Raw genomic sequence first — 16,824 nt, forward strand, 5'->3', positions numbered from 1 at the left:
GACCTCAGCCGTCCAGCCCGATCTTCAGCGTCTTGATCTTCCGATACAGTGTCGCACGGCTCAGCTTCAACGCTTTCGCCGCCTCCGACACGCGGCCGCCACTCGCACGTAGCGTCTCGACGATTGTCGCGCGCTCGCTCGCTGTATGATCGGCCTCGGCGGTCCGGCCGCCCAGCGGCGGCAGATCGAGATCGGCCTCGGCGATGACGCCGTCTTCGGCGGTGCAGCCGGCGAGCCGCAGCACGTGGCGGAGCTGGCGCATGTTGCCGGGGAAGGGATAGGACATCAGCCGCGTCCAGGCGGGTTGCGAGATGCGGCAGCTCGGCGCTTCCTCCGCCGCGATCTGCGCGATCACCTCCTGCTTGTCTGCGCGCTCGCGCAGGGCGGGCAGCCGCACCTCCATGCCGCGCAGCCGGTAATAGAGATCGGAGCGGAAGCTGCCGTCCTCCGCCATCTGCGCGAGGTCGCGATGCGTGGCGCTGATCAGGCGGATGTCGACCGGCACCGGCTTGAGCGCGCCGAGCGGCCAGACCTCGCGGTTCTCCAGCACGCGCAGCAGCCGCGTCTGCAGCGCCAGCGGCATGTCGCCGATCTCGTCCAGGAACAGCGTGCCGCCGCTCGCCTGCACGATCAGCCCCTTCGATCCCTCGCGCCGCGCGCCGGTAAAGGCGCCGGCCTCGTAGCCGAACAGCTCGGCGTCGATCAGGCTCTCCGGCATCGCCGCGCAATTCAGCGCGACATAGTTGTTGCGAGCACGATTGCTTGCCGCATGGATCGCGCGTGCGAACACGTCCTTGCCGGCGCCGGTCTCGCCGTGCAGCAGGATCGGCAGGTCGAGATTGCCGACTGTCATCAGCCGCTTCACGCCCTTCAGCAGCACGGGATCGCCCCCTGCGAGCCGATACAGGCCATTGAATGGTCCCCCCGACGTGTCGCGCGGTGGCGCGTGGACCGGGCGCGGCGAGCGCGTGCGCAGCGGCGGTGCCACGCGGCCATGTCCCCACGGCGTGCCGTCGGCGCGGCGCAGCGCGACGGCTTCGTCCGCGGTCCGCGCCGCGCGATCGTCGAGCTGGATCAGATGCGACAGGTCGATGCCATCAGATATCATCGCATCGGTCAATCCGAACGCAGCGCGCGCGTGGCGGCAGGCACCGACGACGCGGCGGTCGTCGTCATAGGCGAGCATGCCGTGCCCGTCGCCGGGCAGGGTTGCGATCCAGGAGGCGCGATAGCGCCGGCGAAAGAACGCGCGCTCGATCCGCCGCGTCGCATCTGTGGTCACGGCGAGCGCGAGCTCATGGGCGCCGCGGCCGAGATCGCTGCGGCACGAGGTGATGTTGACAGCGCCGGCGAGCCGCCCGGCAGGGTCGAACAGCGGTGACACCGCGCAGGTGAACATGTGCCACTGCTCGCGGAAATGTTCATCGCCATGCACGAGGATCGGCCGTTGCTCGGCGAGCGCGGTACCGAGCCCGTTGGTGCCCTCGAAGGTCTCGGCGAAGTTCGAGCCAGTGTAGATCTTCCATTCCAGGAACATCCGCGCGTAGTCGCCCTCGGGCAGGCGGCTCACCAGCATGGTGGCGTTGGGGTCGGCGAGATTGACGCAGTAGCCGGAGTCGCGCAGCACGCGCGCGAGGTCTTCCAGTTCCGGGATCGCGACCTGGATCAGGTCTTCCATGGGCTCGGCGATGTGCCGGACCTCGGCTTCGGTCAGGGTCTGCGGCGGCCCGCGGCGCGCTGGATCGAGCTTGTGATTGACCAGGCAGCGCCGCCAGGACGTCGCAATGCGCGATTCAGCGTCGACGCCGGCCCCCTGATTGGCCGTCGACAAAACACGGGCGACATGATTCGAGGCCGCGAGATTGGCCATCCGGAGGTCTCCACCCTGTATTTCCAGCGAAGTCTGGCAGCCGGACCGCGAATGTCAATCGGCGGGCGGGGTCGCAGGGGAGGGTACCTTGGGAGTGAGGCGAGCCTGAGCGACGTGCACGGCTCCGACCTCCCCTTGAAAAGGGGAGGTCGCTTTGCTCGCCAGAGCAAAGCGGGTGGGGATCTACTCTCTCCGCATGCAGCGTCGCTCGCGGCTGCCCCCCATCCCGACCTTCCCCCTTTCAGGGGCAGGGCAATCGCATTTGAGAGAAAAGCGCCCTGTGGCCATCCTTCGAGACGCCCGCCTTTGGCGGGCTTCTCAGGATGACGTCTTGTGTTGCGGCACAATAGTAGACCCTCATGGTGAGGAGCGCCGCTTGCGGCGCGTCTCGAACCACGAGGCCGGGTTCGTGCGCAGCGGCCCAAGGCGGCATATGCGATTGTCCTGCTTTCAGGGGGAAGGAGAAGAGAGACCTGTAGCCCGGATGGAGCCAATGGGTCGCGTGAACGCGCGCCCGATGACAGGCTCCGCGAATCCAGGACCGCACGATCAATTGGCGATCGCCCCCGGATTGCGCCTCGCTCATCCGGGGCGACATGATTACTTCGGCTCGCCCGCCGTGAAGAGCACGGACGAACGTCCGGCAGCCCTGTACGTGCTGTTGAACGCAAACTGCGCGCCCGCCGGTTGCTCCGGCGTGTTGGTGTCCAGTAGCAGCGACCAGTGCGGGCCGGCCGAGGTCTGCGGCAGTTTGAAATCGACTTCGCCCTCGTAGCTGTTGAGCACCATCAGCACGGTATCGTCCTCACCCTGGCGCGCGATCGCGGTCTTGCGCGCGCGTCCGTCCAGCACCGCGCCGAAACACCTGATCCAGCCGGTGGTCCAGTCGGATTGAGTCATCTCCGCGCCCGAGGCGTTGATCCAGACCACGTCGCGGACGTCGAGCTGAGCGTCGCGGTCGCCGCTGAGGAAGCGGCTGCGGCGCAGGATCGGATAGTCGCGTCTGAGCTTGATCATGCGCTTGGTGAACGCCAGCAGCTTCTCGCGGTCGCCGGTAACGTTCCAGTCGAGCCAGGAGATATCGTTGTCCTGGCAATAGGCATTGTTGTTGCCGCGCTGGGTGCGGCCGAACTCGTCGCCGCCAAGCAGCATCGGCGTGCCCTGCGACGCCAGCAGGGTCGCCAGCATGTTGCGCTTCTGGCGCTCCCGCAACGTGATGATATCGGGGTTGTCGGTCGGGCCCTCGGCGCCGCAATTCCAGGAATGGTTGTCGGACGAGCCGTCGTTGTTGTGCTCGCCGTTGGCCTCGTTGTGTTTGCTGTTGTAGCTCGCCCAGTCGTTCAGCGTGAAGCCGTCATGGGCGGTGATGAAGTTGATGCTGGCCCATGTGCGCCGTCCCTCACGGTTGAACACGTCGTGCGAGCCGAGCAGCCGCGGCGCCAGCGCGCCCGGTGTCGCGTCCGCGCGCCAGAAATCGCGCACCGTGTTGCGGTACTTGTCATTCCATTCCGCCCAGCCTGCCGGAAAGCCGCCGACCTGGTAGCCGCCGGGGCCGCAATCCCAGGGCTCGGCGATCAGCTTGACGGTCGCAAGCAGTGGGTCCTGGTTCATTGCCTTCAGGAAGCCCGACTGCTCGTCGAAGCCGTAGACCTCGCGCGCCAGGATGGTGCCGAGGTCGAAGCGGAAGCCGTCGATATGCATGTGGCCGGCCCAGTAGCGCAGGCTGTCCATCACCATCTGGATCACCCGCGGATGCGACAGGTTGACGGTGTTGCCGGTGCCGGTGTCGTTGATGTAGTAACGCCGTTTGTCGGGCAGGAGCCGGTAGTAGCTCGCATTGTCGATGCCTTTGAACGACAGCGTCGGGCCGCGCTCATTGCCTTCGGCGGTGTGGTTGTAGACGACGTCGAGGATCACCTCGAGGCCGGCGCCGTGCAGCCGCGACACCATCTCCTTGAACTCGCGCAGGCTGTTCGGAACGTCGGAGGCATAGCGCGGGTCGGGCGCGAAGAAGCCGATCGTGCTGTACCCCCAGTAATTGGTGAGGTGCTTCTCCAGCAGGTTGCTGTCGTTGATGAAGGAATGCACCGGCAGCAGCTCGACCGAGGTGATGCCGAGCGCCGTCAGGTAGTCGATGGCCTGGCGCGATCCGAAGCCGGCATAGGTGCCGCGCAGATGTTCGGGGATGCCGGGATGCTGCTTGGTGAAGCCCTTGACGTGTGTTTCGTAGACGACCGTCTCGTCCCAGTGGACGTCCTGCCGCTGCGCCTCCTGGACCCAGTCGAAATTCGGATCGACCACCACGCATTTCGGCATGAACGGCGCGCTGTCGCGTTCGTCGAAGGTCAGGTCGTCGCCGGTCTCCATCTTGTAGCCGAACACCGCCGGATTCCAGGTGAGATCGCCGGCATGGGCACATGCGTAAGGGTCGAGCAACAGCTTGTTCGGGTTGAAGCGATGGCCACCCTCGGGCTGATAGGGGCCGTAGACGCGGTAGCCGTAGAACGTTCCGGGCTGCACGCCGTTGATGAAGCCGTGAAACACCTGGTCGGTATATTCGGGCAGCTCGAAGCGGTGCGTCTCGCGCTCACCGTCGAACAGGCAAACCTCGACCTTAGTGGCGTTGGCGGAAAACACTGCGAAATTGGTGCCGTGGCCGCTCCAATGGGCGCCGAGCGGATAAGGCAGCCCTTCCTCGACGAGGTAATCGGACATCGCGTCCCCCTGCCATCAGGTCAACCTGCAACAAACGCCGCTGCGCGGCAAACGTTGCATTGGCCTATTCTAGGTGCGGCCTCCGATGGTCCGTATGATGTCGCCGTGTCATCCTCTTCGGCTGTCATGCGGATTGCCCGTCGCCTTGCTCCTCGCTGACGGTGTTAAGACATCGAGTGAGAACCATCCCCAGCTTCGTCCCGGCCTGCACCGGGACGACGGCGGTGGATGCGGCTCCGGCTTTCGACAGGACAACAAACCGAGAGTCTCGCTTACAATCTGCCGCCGCGGACTATGGAGCTGTGGCCCCTACCTGCGTCGCCCGCCGCGGGTTACGAACCGGCGAAACGCCGAGCTATGTCCGGAACTGTCGGCGATAGAGTCCGGGTTCGCGCGGAATCTTCTTGGTCAGCTCGCGCACCCGTTCCGTTTCCCCCGCCGTCATCGGCGCGGTCCGGGCCACCCACTTGTCCCGCTTCACCGGAATGCACTGCGCGACCGGCGTACCCCTGGGCAGGACGCCGCTGAAGTTGGTGTCGTGCCAGCGCGCCGGGAAATGAATCCAGCTATCATGGAAGAGATCGCAGTCGACGAGGCCGGTCAGCGTGGTGAACGGCAGGTCGAACCGGTTGACGGGATGCGTGAAGAGCACGGAATAGCCTTCCGGCGCCTCGATGGTCCACAGATTGTGAAACTTGATCACATAGCGATCGGGTTCGAACAACGGCGTGCCCGTCACCTGGCTCTCGTCGTGAAAGCCGATCGGCGATCGCGGGAATTCGAGCACGCCGGACGGAAGATCATTGTCCCAGGTGATGGCGCCGTTCTCGACCTTGAGATCGCAGATCAGCGGCAGCAGGAATCCGCTGGTCATGGCGTCGACGAAGGGCGGACAGCGCTTGATGGTATCCTCGTCACGCATGTTGGCCGTGTTGAAGGCCTGCGTCGGCATCGCCTTGAGCCAGCCGGGAAGGCCCAGGGTCGCCGGGACCGGCGGCGGAATCTTGCCCTCGAGCTCCGCCGGGCAGCGGAAGGTGAGGGTCATCGGCTCGTTGGAGTTGGTCACCACTTTCGCCTTGCTTTGTCGTGCGTCGGAACAGTCTTGCGTCCGTCGATCGTTGATCTAGCACGCGCCGAGGCCTCCGAGAAAGCTGCTGGCCAGACGTGTCATCGGTTGGAACAATAAGCTCTTGTTATCAGGATGAATAAGACCATATCGCGATGGCGCAATTCGGGTGGCGCAAGTCACCGCATCCTGGCGTCACGATCGCCGTTCGGCGCAAGATTTTGTCGATTGGCATTGGCTTTCGGCCATCGTCGGGCGCATCATATCGATGTCGGCAGCGACAGAGCTTCGAGGTGCAGGAGGGAGCAATGACCGAATCCAAGGTTGAGACCGCCAATACAGCAGGCGCCGCATTGCCACAGGGCGAGAGCGGTGGCCGCAGCGAGCTCGCGGTCGCGACCGTCCGCACCGTGCCGATCGACAAAGCGAAGGCGCAGTCGCGCACCGAGCACGACCTGCTCGGCGAGGACGACGTGCCGGCCAGCGCGCTATGGGGCATTCACACCAAGCGCGCGGTGATGAATTTTCCGATCACCGGCGTGCCGGTCGGCCACTTCCCGGAGTTCGTCCGCGCTCTGGCGCTGGTCAAGCAGGCGGCGGCGCGCGCCAACAGACGGCTCGGCTATCTCTCGGCCGAGAAGGCCGACGCGATCGAGGCGGCCTGCACGCAGATCGCAACCGACAAGACCTATGCGGAATCCTTCGTCGTCGATGCGATCCAGGGCGGTGCCGGCACCTCGACCAACATGAACGCCAACGAGGTGATCGCCAATGTCGCGTTGCGGCTGATGGGCCGCAAGCCCGGCGACTACCACGCGCTGCATCCGAACGACGACGTCAATATGGCGCAGTCGACCAATGACGCCTATCCGACCGCGTTGCGGCTCGGCGTGATCTTCGCGACCCAGCCGCTGGTGCGGGCGCTCAGCGACCTCGCCTACGCGCTCAAGGGCAAGGCGGTGGAGTTCGCTGACGTCCTGAAGATGGGCCGCACCCAGCTTCAGGATGCCGTACCGATGACGCTCGGCCAGGAGTTTGACGCCTTCCACGTTACGGTGAAGGAAGACGTCGCGCGGCTGAACGAGATCGTCAGCCTGTTCCGCGAGGTCAATCTCGGCGCGACCGCAATCGGCACCGGCATCAATGCCGACCCGCGCTACGCCGCGCTCGCGGTCGAGGAGCTGTCGCGGCTGTCGGGCCAGCCGATGGTGCTCGCCTCCAACCTGATCGAGGCGACGTCGGACCTCGGCGCCTTCGTGCTGTTCTCCGGCGTGCTCAAGCGCGTCGCGGTCAAGCTGTCGAAGATCTGCAACGACCTGCGGCTGTTGTCGTCGGGGCCGCGCACCGGCATCGGCGAGATCCGGCTGCCGGCGGTGCAGGCCGGCTCATCGATCATGCCCGGCAAGGTCAACCCGGTGATTCCCGAGGTGGTCAACCAGGTCGCCTTCCTGGTGATCGGGCATGATCTCACCGTGACGATGTGCGCCGAAGGCGGCCAGCTCCAGCTCAACGCCTTCGAGCCGACCATCGGCTATTGCGTGCTGAGCTCGCTGCGGATGCTGACCGCCGCGATCGACACGCTGACCAAGCGCTGCGTCGAAGGTATCGAGGCCGACCGCGAGCGTTGCCGCAGCCTGGTGCAGGGCTCGATCGGCCTGATCACGGCGCTGGCGCCGACGCTGGGTTATGAAGCAAGCTCGCGGGTCGCGCGCCGTGCGCTGAAGGAGAATCGCTCGGTCGCCGACATCGTGCTGGAGGAGAAGCTGTTGACGGAAGCAGAGCTCAACCAGCTCCTCGAGCTCGAGGCGATGACGCGTCCGGCGCGCAGGCAGGGGCCGGCGCCGAAGTCGTGAGGGCGCCGCGGCGGAATTGCGTTCCCTCTCCCGCTTGCGAGGGAGGGCTATCGCATATGCCGCCTTGGTGGCTGCGCACATACTCGGCCTCGTGGTTCGAGACGCGCCGCAAGCGGCGCTCCTCACCATGAGGGTCTGCTATTGTGCCCGCAAAACGAGACCTCATCCCTAAGGAGCCCGCCGAAGGCGGGCGTCTCGAAGGATGGCCGCAGGGCGCTTTTCTCTCAAATGCAATTGCCCCTACCCGCCAGCGGGAGAGGTGCAGTCGCTCGGCCGATCTCAAAGCGTCTTGATGAACTCGATCAGCGCGCGCCGCTCGTCTTCCTTCAGCTCCGGCCCGATCACGCCCGGGCGCTTCTCGTTGGAGAATTCGTGTCCGGCATTGGAATTGCCGCGCTTGGAGGTATCGAGCAGGAAGCCGTTCTTGATCTGGTCTTTCCAGACATAGCCGAGGTCCTTGGCATCATACTCCCGGCTACCAAGCCAGAAGGTCTTCGGGCGATCCTTCACCGGCGACAGCAGCGCGTAGATCGTCGGCACCGAGCCATTGTGCAAATAGGGCGGCGTCGCCCAGATGCCGTTGAGCGGGCGGACCTTGTAGGCCAGCGGCGCCTGGATCTTGTTGGGCCGATAGCCATTGATGCGTTGCTGATCCGCAGGCGAGGTCTTGTTCTGGTCGTACCAATAATCGACGGTCTTCTCGACCAGCTCGCCCAGCGCCGGACCGAACGCGCTGTCCTTGATCTTCAGATTGGCCGGCGTCTCGACCGTGCGCGTCGCAAGACCTTCGGCCTGCGCGGGATCGGTGCCGATATGGCTGATCGGTACCAGCTCGACGTCAAGCAGCGGCTGGCCGGCATCGTTCTTGGTCCACCACGCCTTGTTCTTGAACAGCGCAAAGGCCTCGCTCGCGGGCAGCGCCTGGCTGTCGATCGCCGGGCGATGGCACTCCTGGCAATGCGTCTTGTAGAGCTCGGCGCCTCTCTTCGCGAGGTCCATGTTGATCGGCGGCAACACGTTCTCCGGCCATTTCGGCGAGGCCAGGCCGCCAAAGCCCTTGTCCTCGCTCGGCGGATCGCCGGCGAGCATGCGCTCCATCTCGTGCAGCACATCGATCCGGGCGCTCGACTTGAACAGGCCCTTGGACTCGTCGAGCAAATTGAGGTCGGCGCTGACGCCGAGCGCCTCGCCGGCGTTGCGCACCATCGGCTGCATGATCGAGCCGTCATACTGCACCCAGCTAAACCACGGCGCGTTCCAGATCCGCGGGAAATGCACAGGCGCCGAATGCGAGGCGTAGTTGTTCGGATTCTTCAGGTCGAGCGCGAACACCTGATTGCCGATCCGGTTCAGCGCATCGAGCCGCGCGTAGCCTTCCTCGACGCTGTTGGCGGCAACCTTGGTCTCGAGCGAGTTGATCTCGGCATATTGCTTGAGCACCAGGTCGAGCTGGCCGCGCAGCGCCATGCGTTCGTCGAGACTCGCGTCCTTGCCGAGAATCTCGTCGGCGAAGCGGGCGAAGCGGCCCGGCCAGAACCGCGTGAGCAGCAGCGACAGCCCGACGCTCTTCTGGAATTCGAACAAGTTGGTGTTGGCCGGGCCGCCGTCGACCACGACCTCGGTGCCGCGATAGGTGAAGCTGCCGGTGTGGCAGGCGGCGCAGGTCAGGCCGATCCCGGTCATGTCGGCCTTGCTGTGCGGATTGCGCCACGGCGCACCGTTCGCATCCAGCATCGGGCCGCCTTGCGCGAAGCCGATCGGCAGCGGATCGGGTTTGCCCGGAATCACCGTATCCGGGATGAAGCCGAAGCGGCCGAGATAGTCGGTGTCGCTGAGGTGCGGCGCGGCGGTGAACGGTGGCCAGACGGTCGGCTGCTCCAGCGCCATGAACCATTCAAAGGGAATGCCGAAGGTCCGGGTGCCCTGATCAGCGTGGTAGAACCAGCGCAGCCGCTCGCTGCTGACATTCTGGTCCAGCCACACCGTCTTTGCCGCCGGCTGGTAGTCGACAGCCTTGACGTGGAAGCTGCTTACCAGCGTCTCGATATCGTCCTTGAAGTAGAACACGCCCGCGACAATCAACAGGCCGATGAGAACGATCGTCTTGCGAGGCATGCCCCGTCCCCCAATTCGCGGTCGCCGCGTGATATTCATCAGATGTTAAAATTCGCCGAAAACCGGTTCGCGTCTGGCGTGTGTCAAGCAACACGCGATCCTATAATCGCGGCGCTCGGTCTAACAACGGAAATGTGGATCGGCTGTGAGCCAGTTCACTTTCGGCGGCAGGATGCGGCGGCATTTGCGCGCATCGCTGTGGAAAGCTAGAAACGACGGATCAATCTGTCTGGAGGCAACGCGTGAACGCCGCCGGCGCGCAACGGCTCACCATCGCAATTTCCGACGACAACGCGGTCTCCGCACTGCTGCAGCGGCCGCCGCAGACGCGCGCGATCTACGTGCTCGCCCATGGCGCGGGCGCCGGCATGGCGCATCCGTCGATGGACACGATTGCAACGGGTCTCGCCGAGCGCGGCATCGCGACGCTGCGCTACCAGTTTCCCTATATGGAGAAGGGCAGCAAGCGGCCGGATCCGCCCGCGCTCGCCCAGGCCACGGTGCGAGCGGCGGTGGCGGAGGCCGCGCGCCGTTGCGGCGATCTGCCGCTGTTCGCCGGCGGCAAATCGTTCGGCGGACGCATGACCTCGCAGGCCCAGGCAAAGGCGCCGCTGCTAGGTGTGCGCGGACTGGTGTTCCTCGGCTTCCCCCTGCATGCCGCGGGCAAGCCGTCGAACGAGCGCGCCAAGCATCTGGCCGACGTGAAAATTCCGATACTGTTCCTGCAGGGTACGCGCGATGCGCTGGCCGAGCCCGGTCTGCTGGTGCCCATGGTGAAGGGCTTGGGTGGGCGCGCGACGCTGCATCTGGTGCAGGAGGCCGATCACTCCTTCCATGTGCTCAAGCGCTCGGGCCGCATCGACCAAGAGGTGATGGCGGAGGTGCTCGATGCATTCGCGACATGGGTCGAGGAGCATTCGTAGCCCGGCAGCGCAATCCGGGTATCATTCTCCGCTTGTGACACCGTCCCGGATTTCGCTGCGCTCCATCCGGGCTCCGCGGGGTCAGCTCGAAGCTGCACCATAGATCCGATCGCGCAGGCGCCGCATGCCGGCGAGCCAGCGGTCGCGATTGGCGGCCTTGCGTTGCATGTACTCCTGCACCTGCGGATGCGACAGGATCATGAAGCGCTCCTCCGCCATCGCCTCGATCACCATGCGCGCGACCTCGGCCGGCTGCAGCACGCCATCGACCCGCGCGGCGCTCGGGCCCGGCGTCGTCATGCCGGTTTGCACCGACTGCGGACAGAGCACGGAGACGCGGATGCCGCGATCGCCATACTGGATCGCGAGATGCTCGGCGAGCGCGACCGCGGCATTCTTGGTGACCCCGTAAGGCATCGAATTCAAGGATGCCAGCAGCCCCGCGGCCGACGCTGTGTTGAGCAGGTAGCCCGAGCCGCGCGCCAGCATGCCGGGCACCAGCGCCCGGGCCGCGAACACATGGCTCATCACATGCACGCGCCAGCTCACGTCCCAGTCCGCGTCCGACGCCGTCTCCTGTCCCTTGCGCGACAGGCCGGCGTTGGAGAAGAACACGTCGACCGGGCCATATTTATCTTCGGCGGCGGCGATCAGCGCCCTGACGTCCTCTTCCAGCCCGGCATCGGCGGTCACCGCCAGCCCGTCGATATCGCCGGCGACGCTGGCGAGCCGGTCGCGCGAGGTCTTGAGATCGGCGACCACGACGCCGCGTGCGCCGGCCTCGGCATAGGCCCGTGCCACCGCTTCGCCGATACCGCTGGCACCGCCGGTGACGACGCAGACCTTGTCCCTGACTTGCATGATTCGATGTCCTGCTTGTTGTCGGCCGCGCCCCGATTGTCAGCCCTGATAGAGTCCCTTGTCACGCGCCATCTGGATCGCGAGCGCGGCCATCAGATCCAGCATCGGCGTGGAAAGGCCCGCGGCGCGGGCAAACGCCCCCGGCGCGCGGACCAGCACGTCGATCTCCATGGCCCGGCCGAGCTCGTAGTCCTGCAGGAGCGAGGGCTTGTGGTTCGGCGCGGGCCCCGAGCGGGTGACGCGCTTGACCTCCGGGATAAAGCGGGCCGCCACTGCATTGGCCTCGTCGAGCAGGCGCGGGATCACGTCTTGCATCGACGGGTCGTCGCGCACCGCACGCGCGGTCAGCCCGGTCAGCAGGCAAAGCACCGACAGCGACATGTTGGTGAGCAGCTTCGACCAGATCGTCTCGCGGATCTGCGTCACCTCGGGCGATTCGATCGCCGCGTCGCTCAGGGCGCCGCGCAGCCGGGTGATGCGTTCGCTCTGGCGGTCGTCGCACTCTCCGATCAACAGGCGATTGCGGTCCGGCGAGAGATTCGCCACCACGCCGGGCGCGATCACCTCGTTGGAGGAGAAGATCACGCCGCCGATGATCCGCTGCTTCGGTATGGCAGCGCGCAACTGCCCGCCGGGATCGAGGAAGCCGAGATCCGGAATTCTGGGGTGATCGGCCGGCAGGCCGAGATCGTACCACCAGGGAATGCCATTCTGCGCGAACACGACCGCGGTGTCGTCGTTGAGCAGTAGCGCAAGCCCGCTCGCGAGTGCGCTGAGGCCGGTGGCCTTCAGCGTGCTGATGACGACGTCCTGTGGTCCGAGATCGGCCGGATCGGCGGAGGCCTTCACCCGCGCGGTGACGTTGGTGTCTCCAACCTTCAGCGTCAGACCGCCCGTCTTGACCGCGTCGAGATGCGGCCCACGCATCACGCAGGCTACGTCGTGGCCAGCGCGCGCCAACCGGACCGCAAAATGGCTACCGACGGCGCCCGCGCCGAAAATGCAAATGCGCATGAATGGAACACGTCCCTTGGGTGTCACGCAAGTTTCCATGAGCGCGCGACTTCGCGCAACCGGTCATGCGCGTGGCGCGGCCGGAAAGTGATAGATCAACTTTGGCTCCCGCCATAGTGTGCGCGTCGCGAGATGTCGATGAAGGAGAATGTCCATGGCCGCCAGCCCAGTCCTGTGGAGCCTCGATGCGCGCGGGGTCGCGACCGTCACGCTGAACCGTCCCGAGGTCAACAACGCCTATGACGGCGCACTGATCCAGGGGGTGCTCGCCGCGATCGACGATCTCTCGACCAAGCCGGTGCGCGTCGTCGTGCTCAAGGGCAACGGCAAGCATTTCCAGGCCGGTGCCGATCTGAAATGGATCAACGGCGTGCGGCCGAAGTCATTCGAAGAGAACGAGGCGGCGTCGCGTGCGACCTTCGAAGCGGTACAGCGGCTCAATATGCTGCCGGTTCCGACGGTGGCGCTGGTGCAAGGCGGCTGTTTCGGCGGCGGCACCGGCGTGATCGCGGCCTGCGACATCGTGATCGCCGCCGATAATGCGCTGTTCTCGATCACCGAGGTGCGCTGGGGCCTCACCGCCGCGATCATCATCCCGCAGCTTTGCGATGCCGTCGGCGTGCGGCAGGTGCGCCGCTACGCGCTGACCGGCGAGCGCTTCGGCGCCGAAGACGCGCGCCGCATCGGCCTCGTCCATGAGGTGGTGCCGCTCGCTGAGCTCGAGAGCGCGGGTGCGAGGTTCGTGGAGCAATTGCTGGCCAATGCGCCGGACGCGTTGACGGAGACCAAGCAACTGGCGATGGAGAGCTCGTTCGGCGGCATGGCGGTCGACGATGAGAGGTATAAGCGGCTCGTTCGCCTGCACTCGGCCAAGCGGCAAACCGAGGAGGCTGCTGAGGGCCTTGCGTCCTTCGCCGAGAAGCGCGCAGGCCGTTGGGGCGCCGGCAAGGCGTAGGAGCAAGGCAGGCAGCATCACATCACAGCGATTGCGACAGCGACTTTTTCAGCGTCTTCAACAGCGCCTGCACGGCAGCAGCATCGATGCGGCGTTCGGGAACGGCGGCTTTCACCCACAATTCGGGAATCGGAAACTCCGTGAGCACTGTCTGTAACGCACCGTCGTGCAGCGCATCCTCGACGAGGTAGTGCGAGATCAACGTGATGCCGTTGCCGGCGATTGCACTTTGCTTCAGCACGCGGCCCTCGTTCGAGCTGAGACATGGCCGCACCTGGACATCGATGCGTCCGCGCGGTCCCTCGAACGGCCATTCCGGTCCGGTCGGCAAAAAGCTGAGGCAGCGGTGGTCGACCAGGTCGCGCGGATGTTTGGGGGTGCCATGCTTGCGAAGATATGTCGGCGAGGCACACACCAACCGCGGCAGCCGGCACAGCGGCTCATCGACGACGCCGCCGAAGGAATGCGGGAAGGCGCCGATCGCGATGTCGAATCCTTCGGTCACCGGATCGACCGGGCGATCGATCATCACGATCTCGAGCCTGACGCTCGGGTTCTGGGTCTGGAACGCGGTGAAGGCATCGGCGAGCCGCGCGACGGTGAGCGATGTCGGCGCCTTGATACGCAGATGATCGGTGAGGTCGCGACCCTTCTCGCCCATCCGCGACAAGAGATCGCCGACATCGGCGACCACGCCGCGGGCGCGGTGGACATATTGCTGCCCGGCTTCGGTCAGCCGCAATTGGCGGGTCGAGCGGTGGAACAGCGCGGTGCCGATCCGGTCCTCGAGCTGGGTGACGCGCTTGGCCACCACCGACGTCGCGACGTTGAGCTTGCGCGCGGCGGCGGAGAAGCCGCCGCTATCGGCGGTGGCGAGGAAGGCTTCCAGGTTGACCAGCGTATCCATGGCTTTTCTCGATTCGAGAAAGCTGATTACATAACTTGATGGATTGTAGTCCAATTCGCATCAATTCATAGTGGGCGCAATCAACTTGTTCAGGGCGGAAATGATGCGGCCAAACGCCATCGAAGAACCTGCGCGGCAGGTCCCCGTCTACGGCGAATATGATGTGGTGGTGCTCGGCGGCGGGCCGGCCGGCATTACAGCCGCAGTTGCGGCAGCGCGCGCCGGGCGGCGGACCCTGCTGATCGAGCGCTACGGATTTCTCGGCGGCATGGGCACCGCGGCCGGGGTGACGAACTTCTGCGGCCTGCACGCGAATGTTTTCGGCGAAATGCACCGGGTGGTGCAGGGCATCGCCACCGACCTGCTGGCGCGGATCGACCGGCTCGGCGGGCTCAACGCACCGCATCTGATCCTCGGCAAGATTCTCGCGCAGGCCTACGACACAGCGGCCTACAAGATCGCGGCCGACGACCTGCTCGCGCATCACAAGGTCGACATCCTGTTCCACGCGCTCGGCGCCGGCGTCGTGATGGAGGGTTCACGCATCCGCGCGCTGATGGTGGAGACCAAGGCCGGCCGGCAGGCGGTGCTGGCCAGCATCTTCATCGATTGCTCCGGTGACGGCGATCTCGCGGTGTGGGCGGGCGCGCCTTGTGAAGTCGGCGACAATGCCGGCAGCATGCTCTACCCCTCGATGATGTTCCGCCTCAACGGCATCGATCCCGCCAAAGCGGGCGATGCGTGGCGGACCATTCCGGAGCGGATGGCGCTGGCGGAGGCCGCCGGCACGCACAAGTTTCCGCGCAAGGCCGCGATCGTGCGGCCGCAAAAATCGCAGATCGAGTGGCGGGTCAATTTCACCCAGCTCGCACGCAGCGACGGCAGCGCGATCTCCGGCATCGATCCTGATGACATGACCCGCGGCGAGATCGAGGGCCGCCGCCAGGCGGTCGAGGCGTTCGCGTTCCTGCGCACACTGCCCGGCTTCGAAAATTCCTACATCGTCGATCTGCCGCCGCAGCTCGGCATTCGCGAGACCCGGCGCGTGATCGGCGGCTATATGCTCTCCGGCGAGGACGTGCTCGGCTGTGCTTCGTTCGACGACTCGATCGGCGTCAACGGCTGGCCGAAGGAATCCCACGTTCCAGGCGATGTCGTGTTCGAATTTCCGCCGATCCCGGAGTCGCGCGGCTACAACGAATTGCCTTATCGCATGCTGGTGCCCGAGGGTGTCGATAACCTGCTGACGGCGGGCCGCTGCGCCTCGATGACCCATGAAGGGCAATCGGCCGCGCGCGTCTCCGGGGCCTGCTTCGTGATGGGTGAGGCGGCGGGAACCGCGGCGGCACTAGCACTTTCGGGCAATACGATTCCACGCGACATTTCCGTTGAAAAGTTGCAACAACAGCTCACGACGCAGGGCGCCTTCATCGGCCGCGATCAGGCGGTCCCTGCGGGATTATAGTATTCGCATGGCCGTGCTTGCGGACGGCGCCGAGGCGGAGGGACGGGAATGAAAGTGTGGGCGCGGCTCGCGGTGGCGGGGGTGCTGGCGTTAGCCGCAAGCGGGATCGCGCGAGCCGATGATCTCCTGAAGGCCAAGATCGGCGTACTGCGCCTGTCGTCTTCGGCGCCGGTCTTCATCGCGCAGGACAAGGGCTATTTCCGCGACGCCGGTCTCGACGTCGAGCTGAAATTCTTCGATGCGGCGCAGCCGATCGCGGTCGCGACCACATCCGGCGATGTCGATGTCGGCATCACCGCGTTCACCGCGGGGCTCTACAATCTCGCCGGTAAGGGCACGCTGAAGGTGATCGGCGGCATGAGCCGCGAGAAGGCCGGCTATCCGTTGATCGGCTATTTCGCCAGCAACAACGCCTATGCCGCTGGCCTCAAGTCGCCGAAGGATCTCGCCGGCAAGCGAGTGGCGGTGACCCAGGTCGGCTCCAGCTTCCACTATTCGCTCGGCCTGCTCGCCGACAAATACGGCTTCAAGCTGTCCGATGTGAAGATTGTGCCGTTACAGTCGCTGTCGAATGCGGCGGCGGCGCTGAAGGGCGAGACGGTCGACGCTGCATTGCTGCCGGTCTCGACGGCGCGGACGCTGATGGATTCCAACGGCGCGAAGTTCCTCGGCTGGGTCGGCGACGAGACGCCGTGGCAGCTCGGGGCGGTGTTCGCCTCGCCGAAGACGCTCGCCAATACGCCGCTGGTGACCAAGCTGCTCGCCGCACTCGTGCGGGCCGATCACGAATATCACGACGTGATCCTGACTTCGATCAAGGACGGGGTTGTTCCGATCAACAACAAGACAAAGCCGCTGCTTGAGATCATCGCCAAGTACACCAACCTGCCGGTCGAGCAGGTCGTCGGCAATTGCGCCTATATCGATCCTGACGGCAAGCTCGACGTGAAGAACGTCGACAACCAGATCAAGTGGCTGCAGGAGCAAGGCTTCGTCGACAAGGGCTTCGATGCGAATGCGATCATCGCCAAGGACTATGTGAAGGCGGATTGATGCTACCTCCGGCGCGCCACTCCTTCC

At 65.3% G+C, this 16,824-nt stretch carries 12 protein-coding genes; 5 read left to right on the forward strand and 7 right to left on the reverse strand.

Going from position 1 to position 16,824, the window contains the following annotated elements:
- Positions 1-4 precede the first annotated feature (4 nt).
- From P6U25_RS03435 to P6U25_RS03445, 3 genes are all read right to left on the reverse strand, one after another.
- Positions 5-1,870: a sigma-54-dependent Fis family transcriptional regulator gene (locus tag P6U25_RS03435; RefSeq protein ID WP_407150050.1), complete on the reverse strand. Its 1,866-nt coding sequence runs from the start codon at positions 1,868-1,870 to the stop codon at positions 5-7.
- 600 nt (positions 1,871-2,470) lie between these two features.
- Positions 2,471-4,585 carry a glycogen debranching protein GlgX gene (gene glgX, locus P6U25_RS03440; RefSeq protein WP_407150051.1) on the reverse strand — a complete coding sequence of 705 codons (2,115 nt, stop codon included), beginning with the start codon at positions 4,583-4,585 and terminating at the stop codon, positions 2,471-2,473.
- A 355-nt stretch (positions 4,586-4,940) separates the two neighbouring features.
- The gene (locus P6U25_RS03445) at positions 4,941-5,630 is read right to left on the reverse strand and encodes a hypothetical protein (RefSeq protein ID WP_407152409.1); all 690 of its coding nucleotides are present in this window, start codon (positions 5,628-5,630) and stop codon (positions 4,941-4,943) included.
- A 329-nt stretch (positions 5,631-5,959) separates the two neighbouring features.
- Here P6U25_RS03445 and P6U25_RS03450 point away from each other — a divergent pair, with 329 nt between their 5' ends.
- The gene (locus P6U25_RS03450) at positions 5,960-7,504 is read left to right on the forward strand and encodes an aspartate ammonia-lyase (protein ID WP_407150052.1); all 1,545 of its coding nucleotides are present in this window, start codon (positions 5,960-5,962) and stop codon (positions 7,502-7,504) included.
- Positions 7,505-7,783: 279 nt separating this feature from the next.
- Here the strand turns inward: P6U25_RS03450 and P6U25_RS03455 are convergent, their stop codons facing one another.
- Positions 7,784-9,619, reverse strand: coding sequence for a di-heme-cytochrome C peroxidase (locus tag P6U25_RS03455; RefSeq protein ID WP_407150053.1), 1,836 nt, complete (start codon positions 9,617-9,619; stop codon positions 7,784-7,786).
- Positions 9,620-9,861: 242 nt separating this feature from the next.
- Between P6U25_RS03455 and P6U25_RS03460 the strand changes: the two genes are divergently transcribed.
- A complete protein-coding gene (locus tag P6U25_RS03460; RefSeq protein WP_407150054.1) occupies positions 9,862-10,542 on the forward strand; it encodes an alpha/beta family hydrolase in 681 nt (226 codons plus the stop codon).
- Positions 10,543-10,623: 81 nt separating this feature from the next.
- On the opposite strand, the gene P6U25_RS03465 is transcribed toward P6U25_RS03460, so the two are convergent.
- Positions 10,624-11,403: an SDR family oxidoreductase gene (locus P6U25_RS03465; protein WP_407150055.1), complete on the reverse strand. Its 780-nt coding sequence runs from the start codon at positions 11,401-11,403 to the stop codon at positions 10,624-10,626.
- A gap of 39 nt (positions 11,404-11,442) precedes the next feature.
- Positions 11,443-12,417 carry a 2-dehydropantoate 2-reductase gene (locus P6U25_RS03470; protein ID WP_407150056.1) on the reverse strand — a complete coding sequence of 325 codons (975 nt, stop codon included), beginning with the start codon at positions 12,415-12,417 and terminating at the stop codon, positions 11,443-11,445.
- A gap of 154 nt (positions 12,418-12,571) precedes the next feature.
- Here P6U25_RS03470 and P6U25_RS03475 point away from each other — a divergent pair, with 154 nt between their 5' ends.
- Entirely contained in the window at positions 12,572-13,372 is an 801-nt protein-coding gene (locus tag P6U25_RS03475; protein ID WP_407150057.1) for an enoyl-CoA hydratase-related protein, read from the forward strand.
- 22 nt (positions 13,373-13,394) lie between these two features.
- On the opposite strand, the gene P6U25_RS03480 is transcribed toward P6U25_RS03475, so the two are convergent.
- Positions 13,395-14,279, reverse strand: coding sequence for a LysR family transcriptional regulator (locus P6U25_RS03480; protein ID WP_407150058.1), 885 nt, complete (start codon positions 14,277-14,279; stop codon positions 13,395-13,397).
- Positions 14,280-14,382: 103 nt separating this feature from the next.
- On the opposite strand from P6U25_RS03480, the gene P6U25_RS03485 reads away from it, so the two are divergent.
- Positions 14,383-15,744: an FAD-dependent oxidoreductase gene (locus tag P6U25_RS03485; RefSeq protein ID WP_407150059.1), complete on the forward strand. Its 1,362-nt coding sequence runs from the start codon at positions 14,383-14,385 to the stop codon at positions 15,742-15,744.
- 48 nt (positions 15,745-15,792) lie between these two features.
- Positions 15,793-16,797 carry an ABC transporter substrate-binding protein gene (locus P6U25_RS03490; RefSeq protein WP_407150060.1) on the forward strand — a complete coding sequence of 335 codons (1,005 nt, stop codon included), beginning with the start codon at positions 15,793-15,795 and terminating at the stop codon, positions 16,795-16,797.
- The last annotated feature ends 27 nt before the right edge of the window (positions 16,798-16,824 follow it).

Origin of the sequence: Bradyrhizobium sp. ORS 86, from assembly GCF_045571475.1 — a bacterium.
Lineage (GTDB): Bacteria > Pseudomonadota > Alphaproteobacteria > Rhizobiales > Xanthobacteraceae > Bradyrhizobium.

Bases quoted from the DNA above. Each gene is read 5' to 3' on its own strand.
- P6U25_RS03465 (WP_407150055.1), bottom strand. From the start codon at position 11,403: ATGCAAGTCAGGGACAAGGTCTGCGTCGTCACCGGCGGTGCCAGCGGT.
- P6U25_RS03455 (WP_407150053.1), bottom strand. From the start codon at position 9,619: ATGCCTCGCAAGACGATCGTTCTCATCGGCCTGTTGATTGTCGCGGGC.
- P6U25_RS03475 (WP_407150057.1), top strand. From the start codon at position 12,572: ATGGCCGCCAGCCCAGTCCTGTGGAGCCTCGATGCGCGCGGGGTCGCG.
- P6U25_RS03435 (WP_407150050.1), bottom strand. From the start codon at position 1,870: ATGGCCAATCTCGCGGCCTCGAATCATGTCGCCCGTGTTTTGTCGACG.
- P6U25_RS03445 (WP_407152409.1), bottom strand. From the start codon at position 5,630: ATGACCCTCACCTTCCGCTGCCCGGCGGAGCTCGAGGGCAAGATTCCG.
- P6U25_RS03490 (WP_407150060.1), top strand. From the start codon at position 15,793: ATGAAAGTGTGGGCGCGGCTCGCGGTGGCGGGGGTGCTGGCGTTAGCC.
- P6U25_RS03470 (WP_407150056.1), bottom strand. From the start codon at position 12,417: ATGCGCATTTGCATTTTCGGCGCGGGCGCCGTCGGTAGCCATTTTGCG.
- P6U25_RS03480 (WP_407150058.1), bottom strand. From the start codon at position 14,279: ATGGATACGCTGGTCAACCTGGAAGCCTTCCTCGCCACCGCCGATAGC.
- glgX (WP_407150051.1), bottom strand. From the start codon at position 4,585: ATGTCCGATTACCTCGTCGAGGAAGGGCTGCCTTATCCGCTCGGCGCC.
- P6U25_RS03485 (WP_407150059.1), top strand. From the start codon at position 14,383: ATGCGGCCAAACGCCATCGAAGAACCTGCGCGGCAGGTCCCCGTCTAC.
- P6U25_RS03450 (WP_407150052.1), top strand. From the start codon at position 5,960: ATGACCGAATCCAAGGTTGAGACCGCCAATACAGCAGGCGCCGCATTG.